The 15,083-nt window shown below is 57.4% G+C and carries 14 protein-coding genes; 8 read left to right on the top strand and 6 right to left on the bottom strand.

Translation table 11 applies throughout. The annotated features are described in order from the left end of the window. The first annotated feature begins 38 nt into the window (after positions 1-38). Positions 39-692 (top strand): TetR/AcrR family transcriptional regulator, encoded by a 654-nt coding sequence (locus OQ273_RS12185; RefSeq protein WP_267990775.1) that lies wholly within the window; start codon positions 39-41, stop codon positions 690-692. A gap of 267 nt (positions 693-959) precedes the next feature. Here the strand turns inward: OQ273_RS12185 and OQ273_RS12195 are convergent, their stop codons facing one another. Continuing rightward, positions 960-1,325, bottom strand: a complete 366-nt coding sequence (locus OQ273_RS12195) for an SH3 domain-containing protein (RefSeq protein WP_267990776.1) — start codon at positions 1,323-1,325, stop codon at positions 960-962. A 158-nt stretch (positions 1,326-1,483) separates the two neighbouring features. Between OQ273_RS12195 and OQ273_RS12200 the strand changes: the two genes are divergently transcribed. Both OQ273_RS12200 and OQ273_RS12205 read left to right on the top strand, forming a co-directional pair. Next, complete coding sequence (locus OQ273_RS12200; RefSeq protein ID WP_267993088.1) at positions 1,484-3,583, top strand: S9 family peptidase; 2,100 nt, start codon at positions 1,484-1,486, stop codon at positions 3,581-3,583. A gap of 141 nt (positions 3,584-3,724) precedes the next feature. Continuing rightward, a complete protein-coding gene (locus OQ273_RS12205) occupies positions 3,725-4,525 on the top strand; it encodes a siderophore-interacting protein (protein ID WP_267990777.1) in 801 nt (266 codons plus the stop codon). On the opposite strand, the gene OQ273_RS12210 is transcribed toward OQ273_RS12205, so the two are convergent. From OQ273_RS12210 to OQ273_RS12220, 3 genes are all read right to left on the bottom strand, one after another. Continuing rightward, entirely contained in the window at positions 4,522-5,436 is a 915-nt protein-coding gene (locus OQ273_RS12210) for a cytochrome c (RefSeq protein ID WP_267993089.1), read from the bottom strand. The two genes, OQ273_RS12205 and OQ273_RS12210, sit on opposite strands and share 4 nt — an antisense overlap. A gap of 163 nt (positions 5,437-5,599) precedes the next feature. Next, positions 5,600-6,196, bottom strand: coding sequence for a superoxide dismutase (locus OQ273_RS12215; protein WP_267990778.1), 597 nt, complete (start codon positions 6,194-6,196; stop codon positions 5,600-5,602). 121 nt (positions 6,197-6,317) lie between these two features. After that, positions 6,318-7,196, bottom strand: a complete 879-nt coding sequence (locus tag OQ273_RS12220) for a branched-chain amino acid aminotransferase (protein ID WP_267990779.1) — start codon at positions 7,194-7,196, stop codon at positions 6,318-6,320. Between the two features lie 155 nt (positions 7,197-7,351). On the opposite strand from OQ273_RS12220, the gene OQ273_RS12225 reads away from it, so the two are divergent. Next, positions 7,352-8,014 (top strand): haloacid dehalogenase type II, encoded by a 663-nt coding sequence (locus OQ273_RS12225; protein ID WP_267990780.1) that lies wholly within the window; start codon positions 7,352-7,354, stop codon positions 8,012-8,014. A 56-nt stretch (positions 8,015-8,070) separates the two neighbouring features. Here the strand turns inward: OQ273_RS12225 and OQ273_RS12230 are convergent, their stop codons facing one another. Further along, positions 8,071-9,600, bottom strand: a complete 1,530-nt coding sequence (locus OQ273_RS12230) for a cryptochrome/photolyase family protein (RefSeq protein WP_267990781.1) — start codon at positions 9,598-9,600, stop codon at positions 8,071-8,073. Between the two features lie 91 nt (positions 9,601-9,691). Beyond that, on the bottom strand, positions 9,692-10,588 hold the full coding sequence (locus OQ273_RS12235; RefSeq protein WP_333781687.1) for a LysR family transcriptional regulator: 897 nt from the start codon (positions 10,586-10,588) through the stop codon (positions 9,692-9,694). Between the two features lie 141 nt (positions 10,589-10,729). Here OQ273_RS12235 and OQ273_RS12240 point away from each other — a divergent pair, with 141 nt between their 5' ends. From OQ273_RS12240 to OQ273_RS12255, 4 genes are all read left to right on the top strand, one after another. Further along, complete coding sequence (locus OQ273_RS12240; protein WP_267990783.1) at positions 10,730-11,128, top strand: RidA family protein; 399 nt, start codon at positions 10,730-10,732, stop codon at positions 11,126-11,128. Between the two features lie 144 nt (positions 11,129-11,272). Next, positions 11,273-12,409 carry an alpha-D-ribose 1-methylphosphonate 5-triphosphate diphosphatase gene (locus tag OQ273_RS12245; protein WP_267990784.1) on the top strand — a complete coding sequence of 379 codons (1,137 nt, stop codon included), beginning with the start codon at positions 11,273-11,275 and terminating at the stop codon, positions 12,407-12,409. Positions 12,410-12,575: 166 nt separating this feature from the next. Beyond that, positions 12,576-13,712, top strand: a complete 1,137-nt coding sequence (locus tag OQ273_RS12250) for an NADH:flavin oxidoreductase/NADH oxidase (RefSeq protein WP_276562320.1) — start codon at positions 12,576-12,578, stop codon at positions 13,710-13,712. Between the two features lie 319 nt (positions 13,713-14,031). Further along, on the top strand, positions 14,032-15,003 hold the full coding sequence (locus OQ273_RS12255) for an ABC transporter substrate-binding protein (RefSeq protein ID WP_267990785.1): 972 nt from the start codon (positions 14,032-14,034) through the stop codon (positions 15,001-15,003). Positions 15,004-15,083 lie beyond the last annotated feature (80 nt).

Raw genomic sequence — 15,083 nt, forward strand, 5'->3', positions numbered from 1 at the left:
GCTTCGCATATATTGTAGACAGAGGAGGAATGCGAACCATGCCAAAAGCAGCCGAGACGCGCGTGCGGCGCAGTCAAGCAAAAATCCTCGCCGCCGCTGAGGCAACCTTTCTGCATAACGGGTTTTTGGGAACAAGTATGGACGCTGTTGCCGACCAGGCCGGGGTCTCGAAGCAGACGGTGTATTCCAACTTCGGATCAAAAGAAGCCCTGTTCCTTCGGGTCGTGCATGAAATGACTGGTGCAGCAGCTGCGGAACTCCTGGAAATTGAACCAGAATGCACATACCCGGTCTCTGCTAGAGACTATTTCTATTCTGCTTCCGTGGCCCAACTGAACGTTGTGATGACGCCAAGGTTGATGAGACTGCGCCGTATGGTCATCGGAGAGGTTGAACGGTTTCCGGAACTGGGGCGAGAGTTGCACAAACATGGGCCGAAGCCTTCGATCAACAAGTTCGCCCGGGCAATTTCCCACTATCAGTTATCAGGTCAGCTGATCGAATGCGATCCAGCGAAGGCAGCAACACACTACAACTGGTTGTTGATGGGTGAACCTGTGAACGCTGCGATGCTCCTGGGTGAAGCTGGACTTCCAACAAAGACACAGATGCGTGCCCACACAAGCGAGTGTGTCGAGTTGTTTTTTAACGCGTACGGCACGCTCAAAAGCCAGCCCCAGGTCTGCGTTTGAACATGCGTTGTACCAAAGCGGTCGTTGGTCTGGATGACAGGCGTGTCCTGAACGGCATTTTCCGGGTCAAGGTCGGGATACGGCCCCACACCATCTGCTGCAATCGCTTCGTGCGTTGGCGTTGCAGGCCCCCGGGATCATATCTTTACCGCCATCCCGCATCGGGATGATGCCGAGGCGCTGATGATCGACAGCACGATAGCTTGCGCACATCAGCACGACAGTTGCATCCGGAATAGTGCCAGAAATGAGACCACGGTCTGGTCCCTATTCCTGCGGGCGGATATAGCGGCCATAGACCCAGCCCGCCTGAAACTCCTCGGTCCCCGTCGGATCATGCCAAACCTCACACCATGTGTAGCGGACCATTTGTGTCTGATCCGGCACCGGCAAGGTCGAGATGTCCTTCAAATCAACGCCGTTCATGCAGCGGCCGGTCATCTGCAACGGCGTGCCGTTCGGATATCCGGCCCGAATGGCGGATTTCGACGACGGCCACGCCCGGACATTGAGAACATCGTTCCAATCGACATTGGCGACTTCCCAGGCGGCAAAGCCGGATGCGTGAGCCGATGGAGCCGCAAGCGAGCCTGCCACGGCGATGACAGCAAGAAGTGTGCGCGATTTGAACATTGTTTATCCTTCCTTAGGCAGCAAGCCTGTTGCAATTGCGATACGGTCGCACAAGACCGGTGAACCCATACTGAGTTTCCGGTTCATCTACTGTTCATTGCCATCTTGAACCCGCGGTCCTCGCTCTTTATGTGCGAATGGACACAAGCATAAAAGGGATATCCATGTTCGAAAACCTGCCCGCCGCCCCAACCGCAAAAAAGCATCCTGTCACGGATACCCGGCACGGCATCAAACGCATGGATGACTATGCCTGGCTCAGAGCGGAAAACTGGCAGCAGGTGTTTCAGGATCCCGCCGTGCTTGATGTCGATATCAGGGCTTATCTTGAAGCGGAGAACGCCTATCAACAGACCGCCATGGCAGATACCGAATCCTTGCAGAAGGATTTGTTTTCCGAAATGCGCGGACGAATCAAGGAAGATGATTCATCCGTCCCCTCGCCCGACGGGCCGTTTGCCTATGGCACCTCTTTTGTAACCGGCGGCGAGCATCCACGGTTTTTTCGTGTTCGACGAGGCGGGGCGGAAGAGCAGTTGCTGCTCGACGGTGATGCCGAGGCTGGCAGCCGCGCCTATTTCCGGCTGTCCGGCGCCAATCACTCGCCGGACCATGGCCGGCTGATCTGGGGGTATGACGACAAGGGCTCCGAGTACTTCAAACTACAAGTACGCGATATCGAAAGCGGAAAGGACCTCGACGATGTGGTTGAGAATACCGGCGGCGGCGGGGCATGGTCCGCGCAGGCGGATGGCTTCTTCTACACGCTTCTGGACGAGAACCACCGCCCTTCCAAGGTCTTCCGGCATGGGATCGGCAGCGAACAGAACCAGGACCGGCTTGTCTATGAGGAAAATGATCCGGGCTTCTTCGTCGGCGTCGGCGGAAGCAAGCTCAACGACTTCATCTTCATCAATATCCACGATCACCAGACGTCGGAATACCACATTCTTGCGGCGGATGACCCCGATGCCAGCCCCAAACTTGTGGCCGCGCGCGAAACCGGCGTCGAATACGACCTGCATGAGGGCGGAGATGTGTTTTACATCCTCACCAATGCGGACGGCGCAAAAGACTTCAAGATCGTCGAGGCACCGACCGATGCACCCGGCCGGGAAAACTGGCGCGATGTGGTGCCGCATGCGCCGGGACGGCTGATTCTCAGCCACATGGTCTTTGCCGGTCACCTGATCTGGCTGGAACGCCAGGACGGCCTGCCACGTATCATCATCCGCGACCGGGCCAGCCAGGAAGAGCATGCCATTGCCTTTGACGAAGAGGCCTATTCCCTCGGCCTGCAAGGCAGCTACGAATACGACACCGAAGTGATCCGGTTCTCCTATTCTTCGATGACAACGCCGAGCCAGCAGTTCGACTACAATATGCGCACGCGTGAGCGGGTTTTGCTGAAAACCCAGGAAGTGCCCTCTGGACATGACCCGGACGCCTACGTGACTCGCCGTGTGATGGCGCCGTCACATGACGGCACCCCGGTGCCCGTCAGTCTGCTTTACCGCAAGGATACACCGCTCGACGGGAGCGCGCCCTGTCTGCTTTACGGGTACGGCTCTTATGGCGCGACGATCCCGTCAGCATTCAATACCAATTGTCTCTCCCTCGTCGACCGCGGGTTCATTTACGCCATTGCGCATGTACGCGGCGGTAAGGACAAGGGTTTCTCCTGGTACGAAGACGGAAAACACCTCAATAAAATCAACACGTTTAAAGATTTTATTGCTGCTGCGGACTATCTGGCGGCGGAAAAATTCACATCTTTCGACAGGATTGTCGCGGAAGGCGGCTCGGCCGGCGGCATGTTAATGGGAGCGGTGGCAAATATGGCGCCGGACCGTTTCGGTGCGATCATCGCGGCGGTGCCGTTTGTCGACGTGCTGACAACAATGCTGGACGATACACTGCCCCTGACGCCGCCAGAATGGCCGGAATGGGGCAATCCGATCGCGTCCCGTGAGGATTACGAGTATATCGCGTCCTATTCGCCTTACGACAATGTTGTTGCTCAGGACTATCCGCCGATCCTGGCGATTGCGGGACTGACGGACCCGCGTGTGACCTACTGGGAACCGGCAAAATGGGTTGCCCGTCTCAGGGATGTGAAAACCGGAGATGCGCCGGTTCTATTGAAAACCAATATGGAGGCCGGTCATGCGGGCGCTTCCGGCCGCTTCCAGCGGCTTGAGGAAATCGCTTTTGAATATGCATTTGCACTGAAGGTCACGAAATCGGCGAAGATATAGGAAAGGATCCGAACTGCGGCAAAGGGTCTGATCCATATTGGAACAGCGGCGATTGGACCTATCTGAAGAGCGGTTCTCTTGTTCAACCGTCACAATTATCTGTTTTAGCTAACTGAAAACGCCATGCGAGGGGGCGAAATTATGTCGGCGGAAAGCAATTCAATACGAAGTAGAAAGACCCGTGTCCTGGATGTGGTGCGCAGCGGCCGCCTAACGCCCAATATGCACCGTGTCACGCTGGGCGGGATGGAATTGGCCGATTTTCCCGGCGGCCAGGAGAGTGCTCATGTCAAGCTGCTTCTGCCCGAGCGCGGCGCCACCCAGGCCAGCTTCCGCCAGCGCCTGCTGTCGGACCCGAAGCAGATCACAACACGAACCTACACGGTGCGCCATCACCGCCCGCACGCTCAGGAAATCGACATTGATTTTGTCATCCACGAGGGCGGCGGCGCTGCCTGTGACTGGGCGCTGGGCAGCCGCCCGGGCGATTTTGCCGGCATAGCCGGCCCGGGCCCGATCAAGGCACCAGATCCCGTCAGTGACTGGTTTTTGTTCTGCGCCGATATGACGGCGCTGCCAGCCGCAGCAGCGTCGATGGAAACGCTGCCGCCAACAGCAGTCGGACATGCCATTCTTGAAATCACCTGCGACGATGATATCCAGCCCATCGATGCGCCACCCGGCATGATGTGCCACTGGCTGATCCATGAGAACCCCAGCGAGTTCAGCGATCAACAACTGGAATATGTCAAGGCGCTGGACTGGCTGGACGGCACGCCCGGTGTCTTTGTGGCCGGCGAATCCACTACTGTATCAAGTCTGAAAACACACCTGACCGAGATCCGTAATCTTGACCGCAAGGGCATGTATATCAGCGCCTATTGGAAGATCGGCCTGGTTGAGGATCAGCACCAGATCGAAAAACGCGCGAAGGCTGCTTAGTAACCGTTCGGGTGCCCCGGGATCGCCTTGAGATAGGCGGCGATTGCCTGCCTGTCCTCGGCCGTCAGCTTTGCCATGTTCTGCTGCACCGACACCATAGATCCGCCAACGGAATCGAAATCGGGTGTAAACCCGCTCTCGAGGTAATAGGCTAGATCGCCGGCGCTCCAGCCCTTCACGCTACCATCGGGCGTGATGTTGGGAATGATGCCCTCCCCGTCGGGGTTTTGAGCGCCGGAATACGCAGCATCCAACTTCAGCCCGCCAATCAAAGATCGTGGCGTGTGGCATTCGCCGCAGTGCCCCGGCCCTTCGACCAGATACTGGCCGCGCTTTATCGCATCATCGGAGGTGTCGAGCGCGACCACCGGCTCGTCAGTCAGATACAGCAGGTTCCACAGCCCAACCGCGCGACGGATGTTGAATGGAAATCCGAGTTCATGACCAGGTGCGACATTGTCGCTTTTCGGCAGGGTCTTCAAATACGCCCACATGTCGTTGAGATCGGACATGTTCATGCGGGTGTAGGATGTGTAGGGAAAGGACGGATAGAGGTTCGCGCCACTGGGCGCACGTCCGTGCTTCATCGCATTGGCGAAGTCAGCGAATGTCCAGCTACCAATTCCGGCGGTTTCGTCCGGAGAGATATTGGGCGCGTGAAACGTACCAAAATCACTTTTGAGCGAGAGACCTCCAGAAAGGACGAGCTTGTCGTCGTCCCTGGCGCCGGGCGCGGCATGGCACGATGCGCAGCCGCCTGCCCAGAACATCATTTCTCCGTTGGCAAGGTCAGGCTCACCAAGCCCTGCAAACGCGCTTTCGTCCAGCTTTCCGGGCGCTGACAGGAACCAGAGCGCAACGCCTGCAACGACCGCCAGAACAAGCAACACGCCGATAATCCTACGCATAATTCCCGCCTCCGCTCATATTGCTCTGACCATGGCACAGACTACAGATTATCAAGGGCTGCCCGGTCAAGGCTTTACCTGCAAACAATATGGGCTTTTTGAGATGGAGCCGCCTAAAACAAAAAAACCCCGGCTTGCGCCGGGGCTTGATATTTACTGCAATCGATCAGGCTGACTCATAGAGTTCAAGCACGTAATCCCAGTTGATCAGGCTGTCGACAAAGGCTTCGAGATATTTCGGGCGGGCGTTGCGGTAGTCAATGTAATAGGAATGCTCCCACACATCGACGCCGAGAACCGGCGTAGCGCCGTGAACCAGCGGGTTTTCACCGTTGGGTGTCTTCATGACCTCTAACTTGCCGTCCTTGACTGCCAGCCATGCCCAGCCGGACCCGAACTGGGTCATGCCCGCATTAATAAAATCGGCGCGGAACTTGTCATAACCGCCGAGATCGCTGTCGACAGCCGCCGCAAGCTTGCCCGGCAGCGCCGTTCCACCGCCATCCTTCTTCATCCATTTCCAGAAATGGACATGGTTGTAGTGCTGCGCTGCATTGTTGAAGAGCCCCGCATTGCTGCCGAATGACTGACGCACGACATCTTCAAGCGACAGGCTGTCCATGCCGGCCTCGGCGGCCAGCTTATTGCCGTTGTCGACATAGGCTTTGTGGTGTTTGTCGTGGTGATACTCGAGTGTCTCGCGCGACATAAAGGGCGCAAGTGCATCGTAGTCATAGGGAAGATCCGGCAGTTCAAAAGCCATGTCGCTCTCCTTCAAAGGCGTTTGTTCTGGGCTGGAACATATGTTCGAGTACCGATTGCGGCAAGGCATTGATCGGGAATAATTGTTCGCGCCGCAGGTTTCAGGCAGGTTTGCCTGCCATTCAGATCTTCACTCCTGAATGGGCCCAGTCCCAATAGAGCTCGCGCGCCTTCCGGGCGACCGGCCCGGCCTGCAACTCGCGGCCCTCGACCTTGATGATCGGAACAACCTTGGAGTGATTGCCGGTCGAAAAGACCTCGTCAGCGTCCATGAAGTCGGACACATGCAGCCTGCCTTCGATGACTTCGTGCCCAGCATCACGCAGCAGGCCGATGATGCGCTGACGGGTAATGCCGTTCAGGAACGTGCCGTTTGGAGCCGGCGTGAAGACCACCCCGTCCTTGACCAGAAAAACATTCGACGTTGCGGTTTCGGCGACGTTGCCGAGCATGTCGAGAACAAGCGCGTTATCGAATCCGCGTGACTTGGCTTCCATGATCGCGCGGCCATTGTTGGGATAAAGACAACCGCTCTTGGCGTCCGTCGGCATGGTTTCATGGGATGGCCGGCGAAAGGGTGAAACGGACACCGAAAAGCCGTTGGACGGGATCATCGGCGCTTCATAAAGGCAAAGACAAAAGCGGGTCGATTCCGGGTCTGCCGGAACGGACATGTATCCACCGTGTTCGGCCCAATACATGGGCCGGATATAAACCGCCGTATCACCATCGAACTTTTTCAAGCCCTCCTGCGCGAGGCCGACGATCTCTTCTGCGCCCATGGTCGCCTTCAGCCCCAGCGCCTTTGCTGAATTGTTGACCCTTTCGCTGTGAAGGTCGAGGTCGGGCGCCACATTCTCGAACCATCTGGCGCCATCAAAGACCGACGTACCGAGCCACATTGCATGGGAGCGTGGCCCGATGAGCGGAACATTGCCCTCGTGCCAATCTCCATCGACAAAGGTCCAAGTGGTTGATTGAACGCTCGAAACTACTGCCATGGACCATTCCTCCGTTACATCGGCCAGTTGCGGCCCACTCAAATTCATCAAGGCGTTCAGGTCAATATGTGAATGCCGCACACCGGCAATTACACGCTCTTGACGAAATGCATCGGCAGGAACATGCTGCAGCGCAAAATGAAAGGACAGGGATAATGGCTTCCGCCAACGGTTTTGCCGCTTATGTTTTCGATGCTTACGGCACATTGTTCGATGTGCATGCTGCGGTTCGCCGTCATGCATCAGTTGTCGGACCGAACGGCCAGCTGCTGTCGGAGATCTGGCGCGCCAAGCAGCTGGAATATTCCTGGGTGCGCTCATTGATGGGCGCCTATTGCGACTTCTGGCAACTGACGGAGCAGGCTCTGGATTTTGCCATTGAGGCTGTGCCGGACATCGACCCGAAGCATCGCGACACGCTGCTGGAGGCCTATTGGAAACTCGATTGCTATGAAGAGGTGCCGACGGTCCTAAAGGCCTTGAAGGACCGCGGCGCAAAACTTGCCATCCTTTCCAACGGCTCACCGGCAATGCTTGAATCGGCGGTGCGCAATGCGGCGCTTGATTCCATTCTGGACGACGTCTTCTCGGTCGATGAACTTCAGACCTTCAAGACGTCACCGTCGGTTTATGACCTGGTCACAACCGCATACCGGCTTTATCCCGATGCGGTTTCGTTCCAATCCTCCAACCGATGGGACATAGCCGGCGCGCAAAAATTCGGTTTCAGGACCGTCTGGATCAACCGAGCCTCCAATCCGGACGAGTACCGGGATTATTCTCCCGACGTCGTACTGCCCAATCTGCAGCAGCTTTAGGGCTGGACTTGTCTCGCACCCCTGCCCGGGTTTGAACACGCTGACAGGGGCGTCCGTCACGTGAGTGTCGTCAGGAACACGTGCGCACTCTCCCGGTAGCTTGTCTGCTTGGCTGGATCCATTTTGTCCCAGGTCCGGTAGACCTGTCCGAGCCGGGGATTTGCCCCAAGCGTCCCACGGTTGCGAACCAGAAAATCCCAATAAAGTGCATTGAACGGACAGGCATCCGGACCGGTCTTCAGTCGGACATCGTATCGGCAGTCCCGGCAATAGTCCGACATCTTGTTGATGTAGTTGCCGCTTGCCGCGTACGGTTTGGAGCCAAGCAGGCCGCCATCGGCAAACTGGCTCATTCCCAGCGTGTTGGGCAGTTCAACCCATTCATAGGCATCGGCATAAACGGCAAGATACCATTCATGGATCTCGCGCGGCGCAACACCGGCCAGCAGGGCAAAGTTTCCGGTGAGCATCAATCGCTGTATGTGATGGGCGTAGGCGTCTTCCTTGGTCTGGGTAATGGCCTCGCGCAGACAGGTCATGTCCGTCTCGGCGGTCCAGTAGAAATCGGGCAATGGCCTTGTATTGGAAAAGACGTTTTCCTCCACATAGTCCGGCATCTTCAACCAGTAGATCCCCCGCACATATTCGCGCCAGCCGATGATCTGGCGAATAAAGCCCTCAGCGGCGTTGATCGGCACGGCTCCGCTCGCATAGGCCTCCTCCACGGCCCGGCAAACGCTGAGCGGATCGAGCAATCCGATGTTGATATAGGCCGAAAGGACGCTGTGATAGATGAAGCGTTCGCCACGGAGCATTGCGTCTTGATAGTCACCGAATGACGGCAGAGCGTGTTCGATGAACTGATCAAGGGCCGCCTTTGCCTGCTGCGCCTTTGTCGCGAACCAAAAGGGTTCAAGATCACCAAAATGACCGCCGAACCTTTCGCCCACCAGGCCAAGCACGTCCGCAGTCGTCCGGTCCGGTTCAAAATGCAGCGGTCGCGGCATGAAGAGATCCGGCTTTGCGGGTTTGCGGTTCTCGGCATCGAAGTTCCACTTGCCGCCTATCGGATTGTCGCCGTCCATCAACAGCCCTGTCCTGCGCCGCATATCGCGATAGAAATACTCCATGCGCAATTGCTTGCGGCCGCTCGCCCACTCGGCAAAGTCCGACCGGGAGCAGAGGAAGCGGTCATCAGTCAAGATATCGACCGGCACACCGAAACGCTGCGACCACTGCCGGAACTGCTCCAGAAGTCGCCATTCCCCCGGTTCGGTGACCACGATGCGCTCAACGGGTTGGCGGTCCAGGGCGCGTTCAATCTCTCCGGTAAAGGACTTAGTATTTTCCGGATCGTCCAGGCGGATGTATTCAATGTGCCATCCTTCTTCCTCAAGCACGGCTGCGAAATGACGCATAGCCGACAGGACCAGAGCAATCTTCTTCTTGTGATGGCGGACGTAAGTCGTCTCCTCATGCAGTTCCGCCATCAATACGCGATCCCTGCCGCGATCGGCTCCGGCAAGCGATGATACTGCCGTGGACAGTTGATCACCAAGAATCAGGATAAGATTTCCGCTGCTCATTGAACGACATTCCCGAAGCGATTGCAGACAGTTTTACGCAGGCGGACCGCAAATGGATTGCCTTGCCTTGATGCAGCATGATGCCGACAGCTCAGGAACCCTGCGGAGTAAAGACCTCTTTGATTGTCGCAACAACGTGTCGGATGCCGGCGTCCCCGCTCCGGCGTGTGTGCCAGGCCAGATTTACCGGGAAGCCATCAATACTGATCGGGGGATCGAAGCCGACGAGTCCTGGATGGCCATGCAACATGAATCCATGCCGGGGCACCATGGCGATATGATCCGTTTGGACCAGGAGCGACAAAGTAAGCTGAAACGATGGCACAACGACGCCGATGCGACGGGCGCGGCCCAAGGAGCGAAGCTGAGCGTCGAGTGGAGAGCCGGCTTCGCCCCGGCCCGACATGACGATGTGCGGCCAGTCCAGCCACGTGTCGAGATCGAACCGCTCCGCAGCCGGATGGCCCTTGCGCATGGCCACAATGTATGTCTCTTGCAACAGCGTGATGCGCTCCAGCCCCTCGATGTCCCTCGGGAGAATGGAGATCGTGATATCGGTATCGCCGTTCAACAGATCCTTTGCAGCCGCATCTTCCCCGTTCCACGGCTCGAAGATGACCGTGACGCCCGGGGCCGTTCGATGAAGGGCAGCAATCAGCGGGCCAGCGATCATGAAGGATGGGTCGTCGGCAGTGGTAATCCGGATCGTTTGCCGCAGATCGCTGAGGCTGATTTTCGGCGGATCAACGAGATCGTGCACATTTCCAAGCAGCGATTTGAGCGGCCCGCGCATCGCTTCGGCGCGTGGCGTCAAGCGCATTGCGCCGTGCTTTCTTTCCAGCAATTCATCACCGAACAGATCGCGGCAGCGCTGAAGCGCGTTCGAAACGGCAGGCTGGGAGCGGTTCAGGCGTTGTGCCGCGCGGCTCACATGCGCCTCGTCGAGCAAGGCATCGAGCACAACGAGCAGGTTGAGATCAATGGACATTAAATTCATAAAACTTATAATATACTATAACTGATATCAGTTTGAATTATTTCTTCTGACGTTCCAGTTTGGTTGGGAAACAGTCCCGGGCAAAGACCGGCATCGGCGAATTCAGCCCGAACAACCTACAGGAACTGACCTATGTCCAATCGCAATGCGGTCTTCCCGGCCGGAAGACAATCGCTCTATGAAACCCACCAATATTCCGCTGCCATCCGTTCCGGCGATCTCCTTTTCGTGTCCGGGCAGGTCGGCAGCCGTCAGGACGGATCGCCCGAGCCGGATTTTGAAAGACAGGTCCGGCTTGCCTTCGACAATCGCGCTGCCGTTCTGGAGGCCGCCGGCGGCGACTTCGAAGACATTGTGGATGTCACGACCTTCCACACAGATCCTCAAACTCAGATGGACACAGTCCTTGCCGTTCGATCGGGTATTATTGGACAAAGGCCCTACCCCAACTGGACCGCTGTGGGCGTGACCTGGCTGTCGGGTTTCGATTTTGAGATCAAGGTTATCGCCCGCATGCCGACAACCGGCTGATTGTGCCCCAGAAGGCGAAGAACGCGCCACGCATCGGGTCATGCGTTGCGCGTTTTCGCACTGTTGAAAGTGTGACATATAGCTGTTGTGTTGGCCGTATATCAGACCGGCTTTTGGAAACCGCAGAAGTGCACAGGCAAGTTCATGATCTCATCCGTAAGCCTCATCGGCGGAACGGTGCTTACGTCGCATGGCGCGCTTGAAGCCGCGGATGTTCACATCGCCGATGGGATGATTGTCGAAGCCCCCTCGCCCAGCGCAACCGCAATCGACTGCCGGAGCTTTTGCGTCCTGCCGGGCATTGTGGATGTCCACGGCGATGCGTTCGAAGTGGCGCTCCATCCGCGACCCGGCGTCAACATCGCGTTTCCCATCGCAATGCGCTGGGTTGACCGGCAATTGCTTGCCAACGGCATCACAACGGTGTTCCACGGACTTACACTGTCGTGGGAGCCGGGCGCGCGAAGCCTTCCGGCGGGGCGCGACTTCATGGATGGGCTTGAAGGCCTGCGGCCTCAGTTTCTGGCGGACCACCGCGTCCAGCTGCGGTGGGAGACCTTTGCCCATGATGCCATCGACGATATAGACCACTGGCTTGCCCGCCATCCCAAACCCGCTTTGGCCTTCAACGACCACACGACGCTGACGCTGGAAGCCGCACGTTCCGGAAACACCAAGAAGCTTGAAGTGTGGGCACACCGCGCAGGACTGACGCTAAAAGAATACCTTGCCATGGCTGAAGAAATCGGTCGCCGCGCACCGGATGTTGCGGATAAGGTTCGCGACGTTGCCGAACGCGCTTCGCGTCGAGGCGCGATCATGCTGTCACACGACGAGAAAACCCGTGGAGAGCGCGAGCAATTCCGCAACCTCGGCGCAAAGGTATGCGAGTTTCCGCTGGCGCGTAAAGTCGCCGAAGATGCCGTTTCCAACGGTGAATACGTCATTATGGGTGCTCCAAACGTGATCCGCGGGGGCAGCCACACCGGCGCCATGTCAGCCGAGGACGCCATAGGCAATGGCCTGTGCGATGTCCTTGCCTCCGACTATTACTATCCCAGCCTGCTGCATGCGGCTGAACATCTTGTTGCCCGCGGTGTGTGCAGCTTCGGCGAGGCCTGGAACCTCGTTTCAAGAAATCCGGCAGCGTCCATGGGATTGCAGGATCGCGGGGCGATCGAGACCGGACGCCGGGCCGATCTTGCCGTGCTTGACTGCACCGGCCCATGGCGTCTGGTGCATCTTGTTGTCGGTGGCGTGGTCACGACCTTCGGCAGCTGATCTTAATAACTGTTTGAAAAGCGGCCAGGTCAATCCATCTTCCATAACGCGGCTTATGCAGTGCCAAAAATGTGTAACAACCGTGATGTCCGCGACCACGGTATAGGTTACAAGTCTGACTGGAACCAATTGCATTTCGTCACGAAATTTTCAGGATCAGATACCATTGTCCCATCTCTTCTCACCCATTGCGCTTCGAAGTCTAACATTCAAGAACCGCGTGGCCGTCTCGCCAATGAGCCAGTATCGGGCACGCGATGGCTACGCCAATGATTGGCACATGGTTCATCTCGGCCGCTTCGCAATCGGCGGCGCCGGACTGGTTTACGCGGAAGCCACGGCTGTCGAAGCGGAGGGACGAAGAACTATCGGCGATCTCGGGCTTTGGGACGACGACCAGATCAACAATCTCAAGCCGATCGCAGAGTTCATCAGCCAGGAGGGAGCCGTTCCCGGCATTCAGTTGAGTCATGCCGGACGCAAGGCCTCGGAACGACGGCCGTGGCACGGCGAAACACCCATTGATGATGAAGATATCGCTGTGCGTGGCGAGACGCCGTGGGAAGCCATTGCCCCCTCGGCGATCCCCTATGCGGATGGCTGGCCGACACCGAAGGAAATGTCCGAAGACGACATTCAAAGGGTTATCCGCTCATTCGGGACGGCGGCGCGCCGCTCCCATGAAGCCGGCTTCAAGATCATAGAGGTCTATGCCGCCCACGGATTTCTGATCCACCAGTTTCTGTCGCCGATCTCGAACACGCGGACGGACAAGTGGGGCGGCAGTGATGAAAATCGCAGGCGCTTTGCTTTGGAGGTGGCAAAATCCATTCGCGCAAACTGGCCGGACGCCTACCCTCTGGCTTTCCGACTGTCGTCAACGGATTGGCTCGATGGCGGGCTGGAGATTGAGGACGTCACGGATATCGCAAGAGCGCTGAAGAATGAAGGCGTCGATCTGATCGACTGCTCGTCGGGCGGCATCGGAGGAAAGGAGCGGCCACGCAGGATGAAGATCGAACAGGGTTTTCAGGTCCCGTTTGCCGGTCAGATCCGCAAGGACGCAGACATCGCCACAATGGCGGTCGGATTTCTTTGGGATGCGCAAAACTGCGAAAAGATCATTGAAACCGGTCAGGCAAACATGATCGCGCTGGCCCGCGAACTTCTGACGGACCCGAACTGGCCGCTGCATGCCGCTGCCGAGCTCGGCGCCGAAGACAGTCAAGCCATGTGGCCCATCGAAGCGGGATGGTGGCTGATGAAACGCGACAGGCTGTTGCAGAAACTTGGTCTTCGATAGGACGTATGCGGACGATTCCAACGGGTCGCTTTGCGGTACGTTTTGCTCGAAATCCTGCACAATGAGCAGCTCAATTCCCGCCATCGCGGTGCTGGCACCTTGAAAAGCTCAAAGCTGGCCAAGTGGCGGCAAAGCCTTGTGCCGCCCTATCCGGCGGCCCGCCGGGGCGCGCGGATTACCGGTATTGACCACAGCCACAACCGCTGTGTTTTGGTGAAGTGCTGCGATTTGCGTTAGTATATTTGATCTGGCGACGAACATCGTGCGCATGCCCCGGTCACCCCGGTGATCGAAACATCCCTGAACGGAGGAGTTCGAAATGCAATCAGTAAAGCCAATGGCAAACAGATTTCTGGCGCTTGGCTGCGCCGCCGTCATGTCGGCCTATGGTTCAGCCGCTCTTGCGGCGGATGTGGTCATCGGTGTTCCAAACTGGCCTTCCGTACAGGCAACGGCCCATGTGCTCAAGGTTGCCCTTGAAAACAATCTTGACGTTGAGGTCGAGCTTCAGGACGGGTCCAACAAGGCGGTCTTTGAGGCCATTGATGCGGGAACAATGCATGTGCACCCCGAAGCCTGGCTACCAAACCTTGACCACCTCAAGCGGCAATATGTCGACGGCAAGAAAACCATCAAGCTCAATCCGAGCGGCGCCTCCGGCACCCAGGCAATGTGCGTGACGAAGGGAACGGCCGAGAGAACCGGGATCAAGGAACTTAAGGAACTGCGCAATCCCGAGATGGCCAAGAAATTCGACACCGACGGCGACGGCAAGGGAGATATCTGGATCGGTGCGGATGGATGGGGATCGACACCTATCGAGCAGGTGCGGGCCAAGTCTTACGGCTATGACAAGACCATGACACTGAAGATCATGGAAGAAGACGCTGCCCTGGCCGAGGTCGAAAAGGCGGTGGCTGAAGACAAGAATATCGTCTTCTTCTGCTACACGCCCCATCACATGTTTGTCGTCAATGAGCTGGTGGTTCTGGAAGAGCCCGCCTACGATTCCACAAAATGGATTATCGTCCAGCCCTCGCCCACCCCGGGCTGGTTCGAGAAGTCGAGCGCGGGTGTTGCCTGGGACACCGCCAATCTCAATATCGGATATGCTGCCTCGCTGGAGAGCGATCATCCCAAGGTCGCGGCCATGCTGAACAATGTATCGCTCGACACCGATACCCTGTCGGCGATGACCTACGCACTATCCGTTGAGAACAAAGATCCCTCTGAGTTCGCCAAGGCATGGGTTGAGGAAAATGCGGACACGGTGAGCGGCTGGTTCCAGTAGCTGATTTTATCTTTAGAGAGGTGGCTGGCGCAAAAGCAACGCTTCACCCCCAGTCAGCCGCCTGTTCTTCCTTCAGCTTA

This window comes from Hoeflea prorocentri, assembly GCF_027944115.1.
GTDB classification, from domain to species: domain Bacteria; phylum Pseudomonadota; class Alphaproteobacteria; order Rhizobiales; family Rhizobiaceae; genus Hoeflea_A; species Hoeflea_A prorocentri.

Excerpts from the sequence above, each read along its gene's own strand:
- OQ273_RS12185 (WP_267990775.1), top strand. The coding sequence starts at position 39 with ATGCCAAAAGCAGCCGAGACGCGCGTGCGGCGCAGTCAAGCAAAAATC.
- OQ273_RS12235 (WP_333781687.1), bottom strand. The coding sequence starts at position 10,588 with ATGTCCATTGATCTCAACCTGCTCGTTGTGCTCGATGCCTTGCTCGAC.
- OQ273_RS12220 (WP_267990779.1), bottom strand. The coding sequence starts at position 7,196 with ATGGCAGTAGTTTCGAGCGTTCAATCAACCACTTGGACCTTTGTCGAT.
- OQ273_RS12205 (WP_267990777.1), top strand. The coding sequence starts at position 3,725 with ATGTCGGCGGAAAGCAATTCAATACGAAGTAGAAAGACCCGTGTCCTG.
- OQ273_RS12240 (WP_267990783.1), top strand. The coding sequence starts at position 10,730 with ATGTCCAATCGCAATGCGGTCTTCCCGGCCGGAAGACAATCGCTCTAT.
- OQ273_RS12225 (WP_267990780.1), top strand. The coding sequence starts at position 7,352 with ATGGCTTCCGCCAACGGTTTTGCCGCTTATGTTTTCGATGCTTACGGC.
- OQ273_RS12215 (WP_267990778.1), bottom strand. The coding sequence starts at position 6,196 with ATGGCTTTTGAACTGCCGGATCTTCCCTATGACTACGATGCACTTGCG.
- OQ273_RS12245 (WP_267990784.1), top strand. The coding sequence starts at position 11,273 with ATGATCTCATCCGTAAGCCTCATCGGCGGAACGGTGCTTACGTCGCAT.
- OQ273_RS12255 (WP_267990785.1), top strand. The coding sequence starts at position 14,032 with ATGCAATCAGTAAAGCCAATGGCAAACAGATTTCTGGCGCTTGGCTGC.
- OQ273_RS12195 (WP_267990776.1), bottom strand. The coding sequence starts at position 1,325 with ATGTTCAAATCGCGCACACTTCTTGCTGTCATCGCCGTGGCAGGCTCG.
- OQ273_RS12230 (WP_267990781.1), bottom strand. The coding sequence starts at position 9,600 with ATGAGCAGCGGAAATCTTATCCTGATTCTTGGTGATCAACTGTCCACG.